This window comes from Hydrogenophaga sp. L76, from assembly GCF_057654755.1.
Map to the genome: position 1 here is coordinate 2510894 of NZ_CM172807.1, position 15728 is coordinate 2526621.

Here is a 15728-nt window from a genome sequence, read left to right on the forward strand (position 1 = left end):
TTCAGGGCGCTGCCGTCGGAGCGCTGGCCGCCAAGGGAGCCGGCTCGGGCGAAGGTGCCGGTGCGGGTGCCGGCTTGTGCGCCCCGTCGAACACACGGTCGGCCACACCGCCGCCCACCCACATGCCCACGAGCGTCACCCAGGCCGTGACGGCGAAGATCGCGCCGCCCGTCATGCCCGCGCCCACGGCGCAACCACCGGCCAGCATGGAGCCAAAACCCATCAGGACGGCACCGATGATGTAGCGCGGCATGGTGTAACCGCCGCCGAAACCTTCGAGCTTCCAGTCGCGCCCCACCAGCGCACCGATCAGCGAGCCCAGGAACACGCCCGGCATCAGGCCGAGGTCGAAGTTCCAGGGGTCGTTCGGGTTGCTCAGCACGCGCATCAGCCATTCGGCCGAGGGGCCACTGAAGGTCATGCCCTGGACCTGCACCGGCTCGAACGAATGCGCGAGCACCTGGTAGGTGGCCAGCCAGGCCAGCGCCACGGCCAGACCAGTGCCGATGCCGCCAGCCCACTTCCAGAAACCCCAGCCGCTGTAGTAGGCAAAAAACAGCGCCGTCACCAGCCACACCGCGGCGAAAGCCAGCCCGTCCATCGGGCCGACGCCCACCACCGCCAGCAGGCTGCGCGCGGGGCCACCGTCCACCGTCCACCAGCCGGCGATGGTTTCGCGCCAGGGCGACAACACGCCACTGAGCGAAGCCTGCGCCGTCACGGCAAAGATCAGTCCCGAGAGCAGCGCCCGCAGGTTGCCGTTGGCCGAGAGCACCAGCAGGCGGCTGGCGCAGCCGCGCGTCATGACCATGCCGACACCAAAGATCAGTCCACCGATGAGCGCACCGGACAGGCTGCCGCGGGACGACAGCTGGCGCGCGGTGCTCACGTCGAGCAGCCCCGAGACCACGAACAACTGCACGGCCACCACGGCGGTGGAAAAGGCCAGCAACCAGACCGCGAGCTTGTCGCCGAACTTGCCGTGCCAGAACTCGATCACGGCCGCGCGCAGGCAGAACCTGGAGCGTTGCGCAAAGAAGCCGAAGGCCAGCCCGGTGAGCAGGCCACAGACCGCCAGCACACCCGGTTCACCAAAACGCTCGATCCAGCCCGTCCAGTCCATGACGACTCCATTCATGAAAATATGCGCAAGCGACCATGTTACGCCCGCCCGCGGTGCGGGACTTGATGCGGCGCAACATCCGGTGAACCGGTCAACACGGGTAAGCTCAAACCAGCCGACTGCTTCCTGAAATCGTCCCTGAAAGGAAATCCATGGCCATCCCCTGGCTGGTTGCCCTGAAAGTCATCCCCTGGGGCGACGTGATCGAACATGCGCCCAAGGTGCTCAGCGCCGCGCGCAAGTTGCTCGAACGACAGCGCGCTCAGACCCCGGCGACGCCACCGGCCGTCGAGGTCATCGAGATGCCGGCGGGTGAAACACCGAGCCTGGGGGAGCTGACCAACCGCCTGATCGTGGCGCAGCAGCAGATTCATCATCAGGCCCAGGCGCAGGAACAGCTGACCCAGACCGTGGCCGAACTGGCCGAACAGAACGCGCGCCTGGTCACCGCCGTGGAGGCGCTGCGCGTGCGCACGCGCCTGCTGCTCTGGGGTTTTTCGGTGCTGGCACTGGCGCTGGCCTGGATGGCCTGGGCCTGAACCGGGAAGCCGCCGCTCTGGTGGTGTCCGTCGGACGGCTCCAGCGCTGGCAAAACGGCAACCCGTCGGCGGCACCAATGTCGGCCCGAGGCACCGGGCGGCAAAGGCATCTTGCCCGCCAGGTCCTTGAGCGCTGAAACCAGCGTGGGAAACAGCGGCGCGTCGCGCCAGGTGTTGAGCGGGTAAAGCGCCAGCAGCGCGAGCACGAAGGCTGGCACCGCGCCCAACCCGGCCGCGCGCAGACCCAGGAAAACATCCCGGGTGAGTGCTCAGGTCAGCAAGGTGGGGAGCGGCCAGACCCACACCCGGAACAGGGCAAGCTGCCCCTGGAAGATGATTTGCGACCTGTGCGGGTGGCACCCGCTCAGGGGGGAAACGTTGGCGAAGCTCTTGGGCAAAGAGCTGAAACACCTGCGCAATCAGCACTTGTCCGTCCTGATCCCGTCGGGTACCTTGGTGTTTTTGTACCCGGAGTCGCCGAACCACAATTTGCAGGCTTACAAGCTGCCAGGGACGGTGGCGTCGGGTGGGGGGTGATCGCTGGTCAAAGAAACGCGCGTTTCTTTAACTGGCGTATCGGCCAAGGAAAGATTCACGCCCGCGCCAACACTGGCCCCAGCACCCTGCCCGTGTGCGTGCCCAGCCGCACCACCTCGTCGGGTGGGGCTTCGGCCACCACGCGGCCACCGCCGCCGCCGCCTTCGGGCCCGAGGTCGATGATCCAGTCGGCTTCGGCCATCACGTCCAGGTCGTGTTCGATCACGATCACGCTGTGGCCACCGTCCACCAGCCGGTGCAGCACGCGGATGAGCTTTTCTACGTCGGCCATGTGCAGGCCGACCGTGGGTTCGTCGAGCACGTAGAGCGTGTGCGGCGCCTTCTGGCCACGGCGGCCGATGTCGTCGCGCACCTTGCTGAGTTCGGTCACGAGCTTGATGCGCTGGGCTTCGCCACCGCTCAGCGTGGGGCTGGGCTGGCCCAGCGTGAGATAACCCAGGCCCACGTCTTTCAGCAGCTGCAGCGGGTGGCTGATGCTGGGCATGGCGGCGAAGAATTCGACCGCTTCGTCCACCTCCATCTGCAGCACGTCACCGATGCTCTTGCCCTTCCAGGTGACGGCCAGGGTCTCGGGGTTGAAGCGCGCGCCGTGGCAGACCTCGCAGGGCACTTTCACGTCGGGCAGGAAGCTCATCTCGATGGTGCGCAGGCCCTGCCCTTCACAGCCCGGGCAGCGGCCTTCGCCGGTGTTGAAGCTGAAGCGACCCGGGCCGTAACCACGGGCCTTGGCTTCGAGCGTGTCGGCAAAGAGCTTGCGCACCGTGTCCCAGAAACCGATGTAGGTGGCCGGGCAGCTGCGGGGCGTTTTGCCGATGGGGGTCTGGTCGACTTCGAGCACGCGGTCCACCACCTCGGAGCCGAGCAGCTTGTCGCAGCCGGTCCAGGTGGGGCGCTCGCCCGCGTCCCAGCTGGTGCGGCCGGCGAAGGTGCTGCGCTGGGACACGGCAGTCGCCGCGTTGGTGAGCAGCACGTCGCGCGCGAAGGTGGACTTGCCGGAGCCGCTGACGCCGGTGACCACGACCAGGCGTTGCAGGGGGACGGCGACGGTGAGGTTCTGCAGGTTGTGCAGCTTGGCGCCACGGACTTCGAGTGCGGGAGCCGCCGAATCCACGGCTCGCCGCAGCTGCAGCGGATGTTTCATCGCGTGCAGCAGGTAGCGCCCGGTCACAGATTCGGCGTTGGCCGACAGGTCGGCCACCGACCCTTGCGCCACCACACGACCTCCGCGTTTGCCCGCACTCGGGCCGATGTCGATGATGTGGTCGGCGCGGCGGATGGTGTCTTCGTCGTGTTCCACCACCACCAGCGTGTTGCCCATCTCGCCGAGCTTGTGCAGCGCGTTGAGCAGGATGGCGTTGTCGCGAGCGTGCAGGCCGATGGTCGGCTCGTCGAGCACGTAACACACGCCCTGCAGGTTGCTGCCGAGCTGCGCTGCGAGGCGGATGCGCTGCGCTTCGCCGCCGCTGAGCGTGGGGGCGCCGCGGTCGAGCGTGAGGTAATTCAGCCCCACCTCTTCGAGGAAGGCGAGGCGGCTTTCAATCTCCGGCAGCAGGTCGCGCGCGATGTCGGCCTCGCGGCTCGTCAGCACGGCCACTTTCAGCAAGCCCTGCACCCAAGAGCGGACTTCATTCACCGACAGACGGGCCACGTCGGTGATGCCCACACCGCCAAACTTCACCGCGCGGGCCTGCGCATTGAGACGGGTGCCTTCGCAACCCGGGCAAGGCCGGTCGGCCAGGTCTTCCACCTCGGGCTCGGCAAAGCTCTGCTCGCGACCGCGCTCGTTGTCGTCGCGCACCGAATCGTCCAGCGCCTTGCGCTGCTCGCGCGAAAGCGCCAGGCCCGTGCCCACGCAGTCGGGGCACCAGCCGTGTTTGCTGTTGTACGAAAACAGGCGCGGGTCCAGCTCGGGGTAGCTGGTGGCGCAGACCGGGCAGGCGCGGTTGGTTGAAAAGACTTCCAGTTTGCCGAGGCCCACGGTGGTGATGCCTTCGGCCATGGCCTCTGCCAGGCCCTCCATCTGGTGCAGCACATGCACCTGGCCCTTGCCGATCTCCAGCGCCTTGCCGAGCTGGCTGCGCAGCCAGGCCTCGTTGGCCGGGTCCACCACACCGTCGGCCACCGGCAGTTCGATGGTGTGTTCCTTGAAGCGGTCGATGCGCGGGAAACCGCTCGTGGGCAGGAACTCGCCGTCCACGCGCAGGTGCGTGTGGCCACGCGGGCGCGCCCAGTCGGCCAGCTCGGTGTAGACACCCTTGCGGTTGACCACCAGCGGCGCGAGCAGGCCGATGTGTTGGCCGGCGTAGCGCGTGAGGATGGCGGCGGCGATGCTCTCGGGGCTCTGCGGCATCACGGCCGCGCCATCGTGCACGCAGTGCTGCGTGCCGAGCTTCACGTAGAGCAGGCGCAGGAAGTGCCAGACCTCGGTGGTGGTGCCCACCGTGCTTTTGCGGCCGCCGCGGCTGAGGCGCTGTTCGATCGCCACCGTGGGCGGGATGCCGTAGACCGCGTCCACCTCGGGCCGGCCCGCGGGCTGCACGATGCTGCGCGCATAGGCGTTGAGCGATTCGAGGTAGCGCCGCTGGCCTTCGTTGAAAAGGATGTCAAAGGCCAGCGTGGACTTGCCCGAACCGCTCACGCCGGAGATCACGTTGAACTGGCCGCGCGGAATGTCCACGCTCAGGTTCTTGAGGTTGTGTTCCTTGGCGTTGACGATGCGGATGGCGTTGCTGTGACCCTCGGCGCGCGCGGCCGAGGCGCGTTGGCGCTGCGGCTGCTTCAGGTAGTCGACCAGCCGGCCTTCGTGCACCGCGTGCACCTCGCCCATGGACTCGGCGTAGTCGCGCAGGGCTTTGGCGGTGTGGCTGGTGGGGTGTTGTCGCAGGTCTTCGGGCGGCCCCTCGGCCACCACCAGACCACCGCCCGCGCCGCCTTCGGGGCCAAGATCGATCAGCCAGTCGGCGGCGCGGATCACGTCGAGGTTGTGTTCGATCACGACCAGCGAATGCCCGGCTTCGAGCAGCTTGCGCAGGCTGCGCATGAGCTTGGCGATGTCGTCGAAGTGCAGGCCGGTGGTGGGCTCGTCGAACAGGAACAGCGTGCCCTTGCGCGAGATCGGCTGGCGGCTGGCGCTCGCGCTCTTGGCGGCTTCGGCCAGGAAACCCGCGAGCTTCAGGCGCTGCGCCTCGCCACCCGACAGGGTCGGCACCGGCTGGCCCAGTTTCACGTACTCCAGCCCCACGTCCACGATGGGCTGCAGCGCACGGATGACTTCGCGATCGCCGACGAACAAGGCGGCGGCTTCGCTCACGGTGAGGTTCAGCACGTCGGCCACGCTGAACCAGCGGGCACCGCGTTCAATCTTCACCTCCAGAATCTCGGGCCGGTAGCGTTTGCCATCGCAATCCGGGCAGCGCAAATACACGTCGCTCAGGAACTGCATCTCCACGTGCTCGAAGCCGGAGCCGCCACAGGTGGGGCAGCGCCCGTCGCCGCTGTTGAAGCTGAACTTGCTCGCGGTGTAGCTGCGCTGGCGCGAGAGCGGCGCGTCGGCGAACAGCGCGCGCACCGCGTCCCAGGCACCGACGTAACTCACCGGGTTGGAGCGCGCGGTCTTGCCGATGGGCGATTGATCCACGAACACCACTTCACTCAGGAAGTCGGCACCGAGCAGGCGGTCGTGTGCGCCCGGGCTGTCGGTGGACTTGCCGAAGTGGCGCAGCAGCGCGGGCGCGAGCACGTCCTGGATCAGGCTGGACTTGCCCGAGCCCGAGACGCCGGTGACCACCACCAGGCGTTGCAGCGGGAACTCGACCGAGACGTTCTGCAGGTTGTGCTCGCGCGCGCCTTCGAGGATCAGCCGCGGTGTGCTGTCGGTCACCATGCGCTTGAAGCCCATGCCGATGGTCTTGCGGGCACCAAGGTAGGCACCGGTGAGCGTGTCGGCACTGCGAATCTGCTCGGGCGTGCCGTCGAACACGATCTGTCCGCCGCGCTCGCCCGGGCCGGGGCCCATGTCGATCAGGCGGTCGGCCGCCAGCATCACGGCCGGGTCGTGTTCGACCACCACGAGGGTGTTGCCGGCGTCGCGCAGGCGCAGCATGGCGTCGTTGATGCGCGCCATGTCGCGCGGGTGCAGGCCGATGCTGGGCTCGTCGAGCACGAAGAGCGTGTTGACCAGCGAGGTGCCGAGCGCGGTCGTGAGGTTGATGCGCTGCACCTCGCCGCCGCTGAGGGTGCGGCTCTGGCGGTCGAGCGTGAGGTAGCCGATGCCGACCTCGCAGAGGTAGCGGACGCGGGTGTTGATCTCTTCGAACAGCAGACGCACCGCCTGCGCCTGACCGGCGCCCGCAAGGTCCGAACCCGCCGGTACCAGCGTCTTGTCCAGCGCCGCAAAGAACACCCGCAGCTTGTCCAGCGGCAGCAGCATCAGGTCGTGCAGACACAGGCCGGGCAAAGCCTCCAGCTGCGCACGCGACCACTTCACGCCCTTCGGCAGATACCGTTTCTCGGGCGGCAGCACCGCGTCGGCCTGGGCCTTGGTGCCGATGCGCCAGAGCAGGCTGTCGGTCTTCAGGCGCGCGCCGCCGCAGCTCGGGCATTCGGTGTAGCTGCGGTACTTGGACAAGAGCACGCGGATGTGCATCTTGTAGGCTTTGCTCTCCAGGTACTCGAAGAAACGCGCGATGCCGAACCAGTGCTGGTTCCACTTGCCGTTCCAGTTCGGCGATCCGGCCCTGACCCAGTGCTGCTGCTCGGGCGTGAGCTTGCTCCAGGGTGTGTCGCGCGGGATGCCCGCGCTTTCAGCGTGGCGCATCAGGTCGTCCTGCGCCTCTTTCCAGGCGGGGGTCTGGAACACCTTGATCGCGCCGTTGCGCAGTGTGAGCTTGTCGTTCGGGATCACCAGGCCGTAGTCCACCCCAATCACACGGCCGAAGCCGCGGCAGGCCTCGCAGGCGCCCACGGCCGAGTTGAACGAGAACATCGAGGGCGTGGGGTCGGTGTAGCGGATGTCGCTCTCGGGGCAGTGCAGGCCGGTCGAGAACCGCCAGATGACAGGCTCTGAACCGTCTTCACCCAACACATAGACCATCAGCTTGCCGCTGCCGCGCTTGAGGCCGGCTTCGATGGCCTCCATCACACGGGCCTGCTCGGCGGTGCCGATGCGGAAGCGGTCGGCCACCACGTCGAGCACCTTCACAGCTTCGCTGGCCGCGGTGCTCTTGGTGGCTTTGACCTTGGTGGTTTTCGCCGCTTTCGCATCGGGCGCCGGTGCGGCACGCTGCACGATGCGCTCGGCCTGCACCCGCGTGTAACCGCTGGCCGAGAGCCATTGTTCGATCTCCTCGGGGGTCGTGCTGGCCGGAAGCTCGACCGGGAAGGTCACCACCAGCCTGGGATCGTTCAACGCCACACAACGCTTCTGCAGCTCGGCGCAGATCGACTCCGGCGAATCGTGCCGCACCGGCAGCGCGGTCTCGCGGTCGAACAGGTCGGCGCCGCGCGCGAACAGGAGCTTCAGGTGGTCGTTCAGCTCGGTCATCGTGCCCACGGTCGAGCGCGAGCTGCGCACCGGGTTGGTCTGGTCGATGGCGATGGCGGGCGGCACGCCATCCACCCGGTCCACCGCCGGCTTGTCCATGCGGTCGAGGAACTGGCGCGCGTAGGCGCTGAAGGTCTCCACGTAGCGGCGCTGGCCCTCGGCAAAGAGCGTGTCGAACACCAGGCTGGACTTGCCCGAACCGCTGGGCCCGGTGACCACCGTGAGTTCACCGGTGCGGATGTCGAGATCGATGTTCTTGAGGTTGTGCTGGCGCGCGCCGCGGATGCGGATCAGCCCGGTCTCGGTGTGCGCCGGGCTGTCTGCCGGCGCAGCGTCCGCGGGTTCGGACGGGGACGAGGGGTTCAGGAGCGGGTGCGCATCAGACATGAGGGGGCTTCCGGTGGGGAGGCAAACATTCTAGGAGCGCAAGGCCCGCGCCGTGCGCGGCTACGTCATTTCCACAATTTCCCGCGACGGCGCCGCGCCTAGACTGGCGCCATCCTTGGAGACAAACACATGACACCCACCCGCCCAGGGCACCGCCTGGCTCTGGTCACCGTCTGCCTGACGGCCCTCACCACCCTCGCCATGCCCGCCTGGGCCCAGCTGCGCATCGGTCAGCCCTCGGGCTTCACCGGTTCGGTGGCGGCCGGCGTGAAAGAGAACACCGAAGGCGCCAGGCTCTACCTGGACGCGGTGAACGCGCGCGGCGGCGTGAACGGCCAGAAGATCGAGCTGATTTCGGTGGACGACCAGTTCGACCCCAAGCGCACGGTCGAGGTGGCCCGCGAACTGATCACCCAACAGAAGGTGCTGGCGCTGTTTCTGAACCGCGGCACACCGCACGCCCAGGCCCTGCTGCCGCTGCTGGCCGAGCACAAGCTGCCGCTGGTGGGCCCCAGCACAGGCGCCATGGCGCTGCACACCCCCGTCAACCCCTGGGTGTTCAACGTGCGCGCCACCTACCAGCGCGAAGCGGCCAAGGCCATCGAACACCTGGCCAGCATCGGCATGACGCGCATCGCGGTGCTGCAGACCGACGATTCGTTTGGCGCGGATTCGGCCGCCGGGGCGCAGAAAGGTTTTGAGAAGGTCGGGCAGAAACCGCTGCTGCTGGAGAAGTTTCCACGCGACAAACCCGAGTTTGCCGCGCTGGGCCAGCAAGTGACCCAGCAGAAAGCCCAGGCCGTGATGGTGATCGGCTCGGCCGGCAACACCGCCAACGCGGTCAGGGCGATCCGCGCCGCCGGCTCAAGGGCACAGATCGTCACCCTGTCCAACAACGCCTCAGAAGGGTTCATCAAGCTGCTGGGTGAACACGCACACGGCGTGATCGTGACCCAGGTATTTCCCAATGAACGCTCGCTGGCCTACCCCCTGATCCGGGAGGCGCAAACGCTGGCCAAGGCCAGGGGCATGGAAGGCGTGTCGCCCGCGATGATCGAAGGCTTTGCAGCCGCCAAGGTGCTGGTCGAAGGCCTGCGACGCGCCGGGCCCAACCCGACATCCGGCAGCCTGCGGGATGCGCTGGAGGGCCTGCAGAACTTCAACATCGGCGGACTGAGCGTGAGCTACGGACCGGACAACCACACCGGCCTCGATTTTGCCGACCTGTCGATCGTCGATGCAGCGGGGAAGTTCAGACGATAGCCCCTGCGTCGCCGCCCCCTTGAAAAGGGGGCAACCCAGGGCACCGCCGGGCCGGCTTTGCCGGACGGCCAGTGCCGCCGTCGCGCGAAGCGCGGCGGGGGTGTTTCCTTCAGCCCTTCACGATCAGCACCGGCATGCTGGCGTGCGTGAGCACCTTCTGCGCCACGCTGCCCAGGATCAGTGCCTTGACGCCCTGGCGGCCGTGTGAGGCCATGACGATCAGGTCGCAGCCTTCGGCTTTTGCGGTTTCGATCACGCCTTCGTAGACCACGTTGCGCTCGATGGTGTCCCCCGCGAAAGGCACGCCTTCTTCCTTGCAGACCTTGCCCAGCGCCTCCAGCGCTTGCCCGGCGGCGCTGCGGGCTTCGGCCATGTAGGCCTGCAAACCGACGGCGGACGCATCACCGATGCCGATGTAGGGAAACGGGTCGATCACATACACGCCCACGACCTGCGCGCCCTGGCTCTTGGCGAGCTGGGCGGCGGTGGTGGCTGCGCTCTGCGCCAGGGTCGAGCCATCGGTAGGGACCAGAATTTTTTTGAACATGCCATATCTCCTTGTGGGTGAAAGTGTTTCAGTTCCAGCCTGAGGTCCGTTTCAGGATCCCGGCCGCGACGGGTGCACACCATCTTAGTCGTCATCGCGCGCCCCCCGGCTTGAGGCCCGTCAACGACCCGGGCGTCAGCCCCCGCGACGCACGCCCACAGGCAGCGCCGCTGCGGCCTCCCAGGCACCGGAATCGAACCAGGGATCACCCTCCAGCTGGGCCCGCAGCATGGGCAGCGCATCCTGCCCCCAGAACACACGGCCAGCGGTCTCCAGTGCCGGCACGCCGAACAGGCCGAGCGCCAGCGCGGCGCCGGTGTTGCTGCGCAGGCGCTGTTTCACCACCTCGCTGTCGGGTGCGTGCCAGGGCTTCTCGCGCTGGGCCATGTGGTCCTGCAGCAGGGTCTGCAGCGCGGCCAGGCGATCCGGCGCCACCGCGTCGTGCCCGCCCTGCCAGACATGGTGGAACAGCTGCTCGGTCACATAGCGGTTGGTCTCGCCAGGCAGGTCATCGGTTGCGGTGGCCAGTCCCAGGCGCAGCAGCGCCAGCGGGTTGAACGGGTGGGCGGCTGGCAGGTCGAGCGTCACGCCGTGCTGGTGCGCCAGCCAGCCCACCTGGCGGTAGGTCCAGTCGCGCTTGGAAGGAATCTCCGCCGGCCCGAGCTGGCCATTGGCCTTGAGCAAGGCCGCGAACAGCACCGGCTTGTAGCGCACGCGCACGCTCAGTCCCATCAGCGCTTCGGGCAGGCGCTCGAACGCGAGGTAGGCGTAGGGCGAGATCGGGTCGTACCAGAACGTGATGTCGTGCAGGGTGTCAACGCTCATGGGGTCCTCTCGGGTCAGGCGCTCTGGCGCGCCTCGATGCGTTCCCAGATCACCAGCTTTTCCGCATCCGCCAATGCGCTCCAGGTGGCGATTTCGGGCAGGGTCCGGTAACAGCCTTTGCAGCTGCTGCTGCGTTCGTCCAGTTCGCAGATGGACACACAGGGCGAGGGCACGCCGGGGCCAGGGTGGCGTTCGCGCGCGTCGCGCAGGTTGATCAGGGGCGCATTCATGAGAGAGGCGCCAGCGGCGCGGTGACATCGTGCACGGGTGCGGCGGTCAGGCTTTGCAGTTCATGCGGGCTGAGGCGGAACACGCCGTGCGGGTGGCCCGCCGCAGCCCAGATTTCGGCAAAACGGAACAGCTGATCGTCGATCAGCGTCACCGGCGGCGTGGCGTGCGCCAGCGGCGACACGCCGCCGATGGAGAAGCCGGTCTTGCTCTTGACGAAATCGGCGTCGGCACGGCCGAGCTTGCCGCCCTCGGCGCAGACGATGGCCTGCACCTTCTTTTCGTCCACACGCAGGTCGCCCGAGGTGATGACGAGCACCGCCACGTCATCGCTCTTGCGCCGGAAGATGATGCTCTTGGCGATCTGGCCCAGGGCCACACCCAGGGCGTCCGCCGCCTGCTGCGCGGTGCGCGCGGCATCGCTCAGCATCACGGGCGTGTGCGGGTGGCCGCGTTCAGCCAGCGCGGCCATGACACGCTGCACGCCGGGCGGCAGCTCCACAGAATTCAGGGTGTCGTCAGTCATGGGCGGGAATGGTACCTGCCACCATCAGGCGGCCCGTTTCACCAGCATCAGGCTCGCACCCATGGCCACCAGCACGCCGCCGAACACGCGGTTCTGCGCGCGGCGCGCCTTCGCGGTGGCCAGCCAGCGCTGCGCGCGGGAGGCCAGGAAGGCGTAGCCGTGCATCACCACCAGATCGACCGAGATCGAGGTCACCAGCAGGATCAGCAGCTGCAACCACAGCGGACGCAACGGGTCGATGAACTGCGGCAGCACGGCCACCATGAACACGATGCCCTTGGGGTTGGTCACGTTGGTCATGAAGCCGGTCAGCACCCGCTGGCGCACCGTGGGCAGCCCGGGCTTCAGGCCAGCGACGCCGTCGGCGGCCTGCTGGTGGGCATGGGCCGCATGCACCGGCGAGCGCCACTGCTTCACACCCAGCCAGATCAGGTAGCCCGCGCCCAGCACCTTGACCACGGTGAACGCGGTGGCCGAGGCGAGCAGCAGCGCGCCCACGCCCACCCCGGCGATCAGCAGGATCACCGACAGCCCCAGCTGCAGGCCGGCGATGGTGGCGCTGGTGTGGCGCACGCCGTAGGCCAGACCATGGCTCATGGACAGTACCGCGCCCGAGCCCGGTGAAATCGCGATCACCCAGGAGGCGGCGAAGAACGCGAGCCAGATGTTGAGATCCATGGTGTTCAGCCCTGGCGTTTCGCGAGCAACGCGCGCGCCACGCGCGAGCCGCTCGGGCGGTTCAGGTGTTCGCTGATGAACTGGCCCGCATCCACCAGCGCATCCAGGTCGATGCCGGTCTGAATGCCCATGCCGTGCAGCAGGTAGACCACGTCTTCGGTCGCCACATTGCCGGTCGCGCCCTTGGCGTAGGGGCAGCCGCCGAGGCCGGCCACGGAGGACTGGAAGTTCCAGACGCCCAGCTCCAGCGCAGCGAGCGTATTGGACAGGGCCTGGCCGTAGGTGTCGTGGAAGTGACCGGAAACGTGATCGATGTGGAAGTGTTTGAGGGTCGCCTCGATGGCGGCCTGCACCTTGCGCGGCGTGCCCACGCCGATGGTGTCGGCCACGTCCACACGTTCGACGCCGATGCCTTTCATCAGCCCCGCGAGATAGTCCACACGCTCGGGCGGAATCTCGCCTTCGTAGGGGCAGCCCACCGTGCAGCTCATGGCTCCGCGCACCGCTATGCCGGCATCTTTGGCCGCGGCGACCACGGGCGCAAAGCGTTCGATGCTTTCGGCGATGGAGCAGTTGATGTTCTTCTGGCTGAAGGCCTCGCTGGCGGCGCCGAACACCACGATCTCGTCGGGCTTGTCGGCCAGCGCAGCCTCGAAACCTTTGAGGTTGGGCGTGAGCACCGAATAGCGCACGCCGGCCTGGCGCGTGATGCCCGCCATCACCTCGTGGTTGTCGGCCATCTGCGGCACCCACTTGGGGCTCACGTAGCTGGTGACCTCGATCTCTTTCAGGCCGGCGGCCTGCAGGCGGTGCACCAGCTCGATCTTCACGGTGGCGGGCACCGGCTGCTTTTCGTTCTGCAGGCCGTCGCGCGGGCCGACGTCGATGAGGCGGACACGGGAAGGCAAGTTGTTCAGGGCGCTCATGGCATCACCTCGGCGGTTTGTGATTCGGGGGTTTCGGTGTCGGCGGCAGTGGGCGCGGGATCTGCTACGGCGCTCGGGGCTTCGCTCCCCCACACGCGGTCGATGGCGGCTTTGATCTTGGCTTCCATGCGGCGGATGAGTTCGCGGTTGGCGTTGACCAGAGCCTGCTCGGCTTCGATCTCGGCAACGATGGCGCGCTGGGTGGCGAGGTCGGGCACGGGAATCAGGAATTCACGAATCTGATCGGTGGTCAGGTTCATGAACACTGCGCCCACCGACTGCGACTTGTTGGTTTCCTTGTTCGCCAGCAAGACGTAATAGAAATACTCGGGCAGCAGCTGCTGACTGTCCAGATCACGGAAGCCCACGAATCCGTCATGAATGCATGCGTCAACCTGCAGGATGGCCGGGAGCCCCGGGTTGCCACTCACCGCCATCACCACGCTCCCCGCCAGCATGGGGCGGCTCTTTTTGGCACCTTCTTCTGTCAGTGTGTCAATGGCTGGCGTTACGCGCATGCCGTCGCGTGTGATGTCTGCCACCATCAAACGAGGCACCGGGCCGCCAAAAAATTGGGGGTCGCCCTGTGGTCGTGGCGAACTGCCTCTGACCAAGACACACAGGTCGTCCACTCGCAACTTGTTCCAGTCGGGATCGATGGTGATTTGAACCTTATATTCATCAAGCACCTGCCGAGCACCGTCGATGACTTTTTGGTAGCCCTCGATTTCGGCCACGATTTGCTGCTGAACTTCGATCGGAGGAAGCGGAATTTTGAAGCCATAGAAGCCGTCCGACTGCAAATGTTTAACGTTGGCCCCATGCGAGTACGTGACTATGTAGGTTCGATAGCGGTCGGAGCGCAACAGCCGATATAAAAACCTAGGAGCAACTATTTCGGTCTTTAAGACCAGCTTCCCTAAGTCTGCCGAGTACGCTGCCTCAATTGAATCGGTAACTATTTTTGGAGAACCAATTAAATCGGACGTCGGGGTTAAATCAGTTAATGCAATAAGAATATCTTCGCAAGCCACAAAATGCTTTTCTTTTACTATTCCCTTGAAGTATTTAAAGTCGGTGTTTTGCGACGATTCTGCCTTCTTGATTGATTTCAAGTTGTAAAACGGAACACCATTTCCTTTACTCCCCAGTTCTGCCGAGCTGTAGGTCAATCCGCGCTGCAAGTAACCGATCTCTCCTAAGGAAATATTGGGCCACTGGTGATTCACAAAACTCACCGCTGTCAGGTAGCGCTCGCCACTCAAATTGAAGCCCCCACCCTCGCCAATCCGGCAACGCGCCACCGCCTGCGCCATCACCTCATCCCCCTCAAACGCCTGAGGTGCCGTGATCCAGCTGCGCAGCAAGCGCGCCGCTTCCGGCAAGTCGCTGTTCGCCACCGCCCGCCGCTGGGCACCGAGGTTGAAGCCATCGTTGCCCACCTTCACAAACAGCACGCTGTCGGTCTGCTTGTGAACACGTTTGTCCAGAAAGAGGATGCTGGTTTTGACGCCGCTGTAGGGGTTGAACACGCCAGCCGGCAGGCTGACCACGGCCACCAGGCTGCTCTCCACCAGCATCTTGCGCAGGGCTTTGTAGGCGGTGCCGCACTGGAAGATGATGCCCTCGGGCACCACGATGGCGGCGCGGCCGGTGGCCGTGAGGTGCTCGGCCATGTAGTCGACAAACAGCACTTCGCTGCGGGTGGCTTGCACCGAAAAGCGCTTGTGCGGTTTGATGCCGCCCTTGGGGCTCATGAACGGTGGGTTGGCCAGGATCACGTCGGCCAGCTCGTTCCACTTGTCGTCTTGCGTCAGGGTGTCGTACTCGACGATGTGCGGGTCGGCGAAGCCGTGCAAATACAGGTTGACCAGGCTCAGGCGCACCATGTCGGGCGAGATGTCGTAGCCCTTGATGCTGCCGGCCAGACGGGCGCGTTCGTCGGGCGTGAGGCGGTCGCCCGGGGTCTTGGCACCGGGTGTGGTGTTGGCCTGGAGGATGTGTTTCCACGCCGAGATCAGGAAGCCGGCGGTGCCGCAGGCCGGGTCCAGAATCGTGTCGTTCTTCTGAGGGTCGAGCACGGCGACCATGAAGTCGATGATGTGGCGCGGCGTGCGGAACTGGCCCGCGTCGCCCTGGCTGCCCAGGACGCTCAGCAAATACTCGAAGGCATCGCCCAGGCGCTCAGAGTGGTCGTAGCTGAAGCCGTTGATTTCCTTCAGAAAGCTCTTGAGCGTTTCGGGGTCGCGGTAGGGCAGGTAGGCGTTTTTGAAGATGTCGCGAAACAGCTCGGGCACGCCGGGGTTTAGCCGCATGCTCTGGACGGCGGCGCTGTAGAGCGCCAGCACCTCAAAGCCGCCCATGCCCGGCGCCATGAGCTGGGCCCAGCCGAAGCGTGCGTATTCGCCGGTGAAGAAGCTGCGCTGGCCGCCCAGCTCTTCGGCCTCGGCGTCCATGTCGTCCATGAACTTGTAGATGAGCGCGATGGTGATCTGCTCGACCTGGGATTTCGGGTCGGGCACTTTGCCGACGAGGATGTCGCGGCAGTCGTCAATGCGCTTCTTGGTGGTGGCGTCGAGCATGGGC

General features: G+C 66.2%; 11 protein-coding genes. 2 read left to right on the top strand and 9 right to left on the bottom strand.

Going from position 1 to position 15728, the window contains the following annotated elements:
- Position 1 precedes the first annotated feature (1 nt).
- Positions 2-1138 carry a YeeE/YedE family protein gene (locus AC23D4_RS12030; RefSeq protein ID WP_472888733.1) on the bottom strand — a complete coding sequence of 379 codons (1137 nt, stop codon included), beginning with the start codon at positions 1136-1138 and terminating at the stop codon, positions 2-4.
- 137 nt (positions 1139-1275) lie between these two features.
- Here AC23D4_RS12030 and AC23D4_RS12035 point away from each other — a divergent pair, with 137 nt between their 5' ends.
- Positions 1276-1662 carry a hypothetical protein gene (locus AC23D4_RS12035; protein ID WP_472888734.1) on the top strand — a complete coding sequence of 129 codons (387 nt, stop codon included), beginning with the start codon at positions 1276-1278 and terminating at the stop codon, positions 1660-1662.
- A gap of 592 nt (positions 1663-2254) precedes the next feature.
- Here the strand turns inward: AC23D4_RS12035 and uvrA are convergent.
- Positions 2255-8149 (bottom strand): excinuclease ABC subunit UvrA, encoded by a 5895-nt coding sequence (gene uvrA, locus AC23D4_RS12040; protein WP_472888735.1) that lies wholly within the window; start codon positions 8147-8149, stop codon positions 2255-2257.
- 129 nt (positions 8150-8278) lie between these two features.
- On the opposite strand from uvrA, the gene AC23D4_RS12045 reads away from it, so the two are divergent.
- On the top strand, positions 8279-9412 hold the full coding sequence (locus tag AC23D4_RS12045) for an ABC transporter substrate-binding protein (RefSeq protein WP_472888736.1): 1134 nt from the start codon (positions 8279-8281) through the stop codon (positions 9410-9412).
- Positions 9413-9521: 109 nt separating this feature from the next.
- Here the strand turns inward: AC23D4_RS12045 and AC23D4_RS12050 are convergent, their stop codons facing one another.
- The 7 genes from AC23D4_RS12050 to AC23D4_RS12080 all read right to left on the bottom strand — a co-directional run bounded on the left by AC23D4_RS12050 (position 9522) and on the right by AC23D4_RS12080 (position 15724).
- Positions 9522-9959, bottom strand: a complete 438-nt coding sequence (locus AC23D4_RS12050) for a universal stress protein (RefSeq protein ID WP_472888737.1) — start codon at positions 9957-9959, stop codon at positions 9522-9524.
- A gap of 135 nt (positions 9960-10094) precedes the next feature.
- On the bottom strand, positions 10095-10769 hold the full coding sequence (locus AC23D4_RS12055) for a 2-hydroxychromene-2-carboxylate isomerase (protein ID WP_472888787.1): 675 nt from the start codon (positions 10767-10769) through the stop codon (positions 10095-10097).
- A 29-nt stretch (positions 10770-10798) separates the two neighbouring features.
- Complete coding sequence (locus AC23D4_RS12060; RefSeq protein ID WP_177132314.1) at positions 10799-11014, bottom strand: DUF1289 domain-containing protein; 216 nt, start codon at positions 11012-11014, stop codon at positions 10799-10801.
- The gene (locus AC23D4_RS12065; protein ID WP_472888738.1) at positions 11011-11538 is read right to left on the bottom strand and encodes a YbaK/EbsC family protein; all 528 of its coding nucleotides are present in this window, start codon (positions 11536-11538) and stop codon (positions 11011-11013) included. Before AC23D4_RS12065 ends, AC23D4_RS12060 begins: the two co-directional genes overlap by 4 nt.
- 24 nt (positions 11539-11562) lie before the next feature.
- Positions 11563-12216, bottom strand: coding sequence for a LysE family transporter (locus AC23D4_RS12070; protein WP_226464871.1), 654 nt, complete (start codon positions 12214-12216; stop codon positions 11563-11565).
- A 5-nt stretch (positions 12217-12221) separates the two neighbouring features.
- Entirely contained in the window at positions 12222-13142 is a 921-nt protein-coding gene (locus AC23D4_RS12075; protein WP_472888739.1) for a hydroxymethylglutaryl-CoA lyase, read from the bottom strand.
- A complete protein-coding gene (locus AC23D4_RS12080) occupies positions 13139-15724 on the bottom strand; it encodes an N-6 DNA methylase (protein ID WP_472888740.1) in 2586 nt (861 codons plus the stop codon). Before AC23D4_RS12080 ends, AC23D4_RS12075 begins: the two co-directional genes overlap by 4 nt.
- Positions 15725-15728 lie beyond the last annotated feature (4 nt).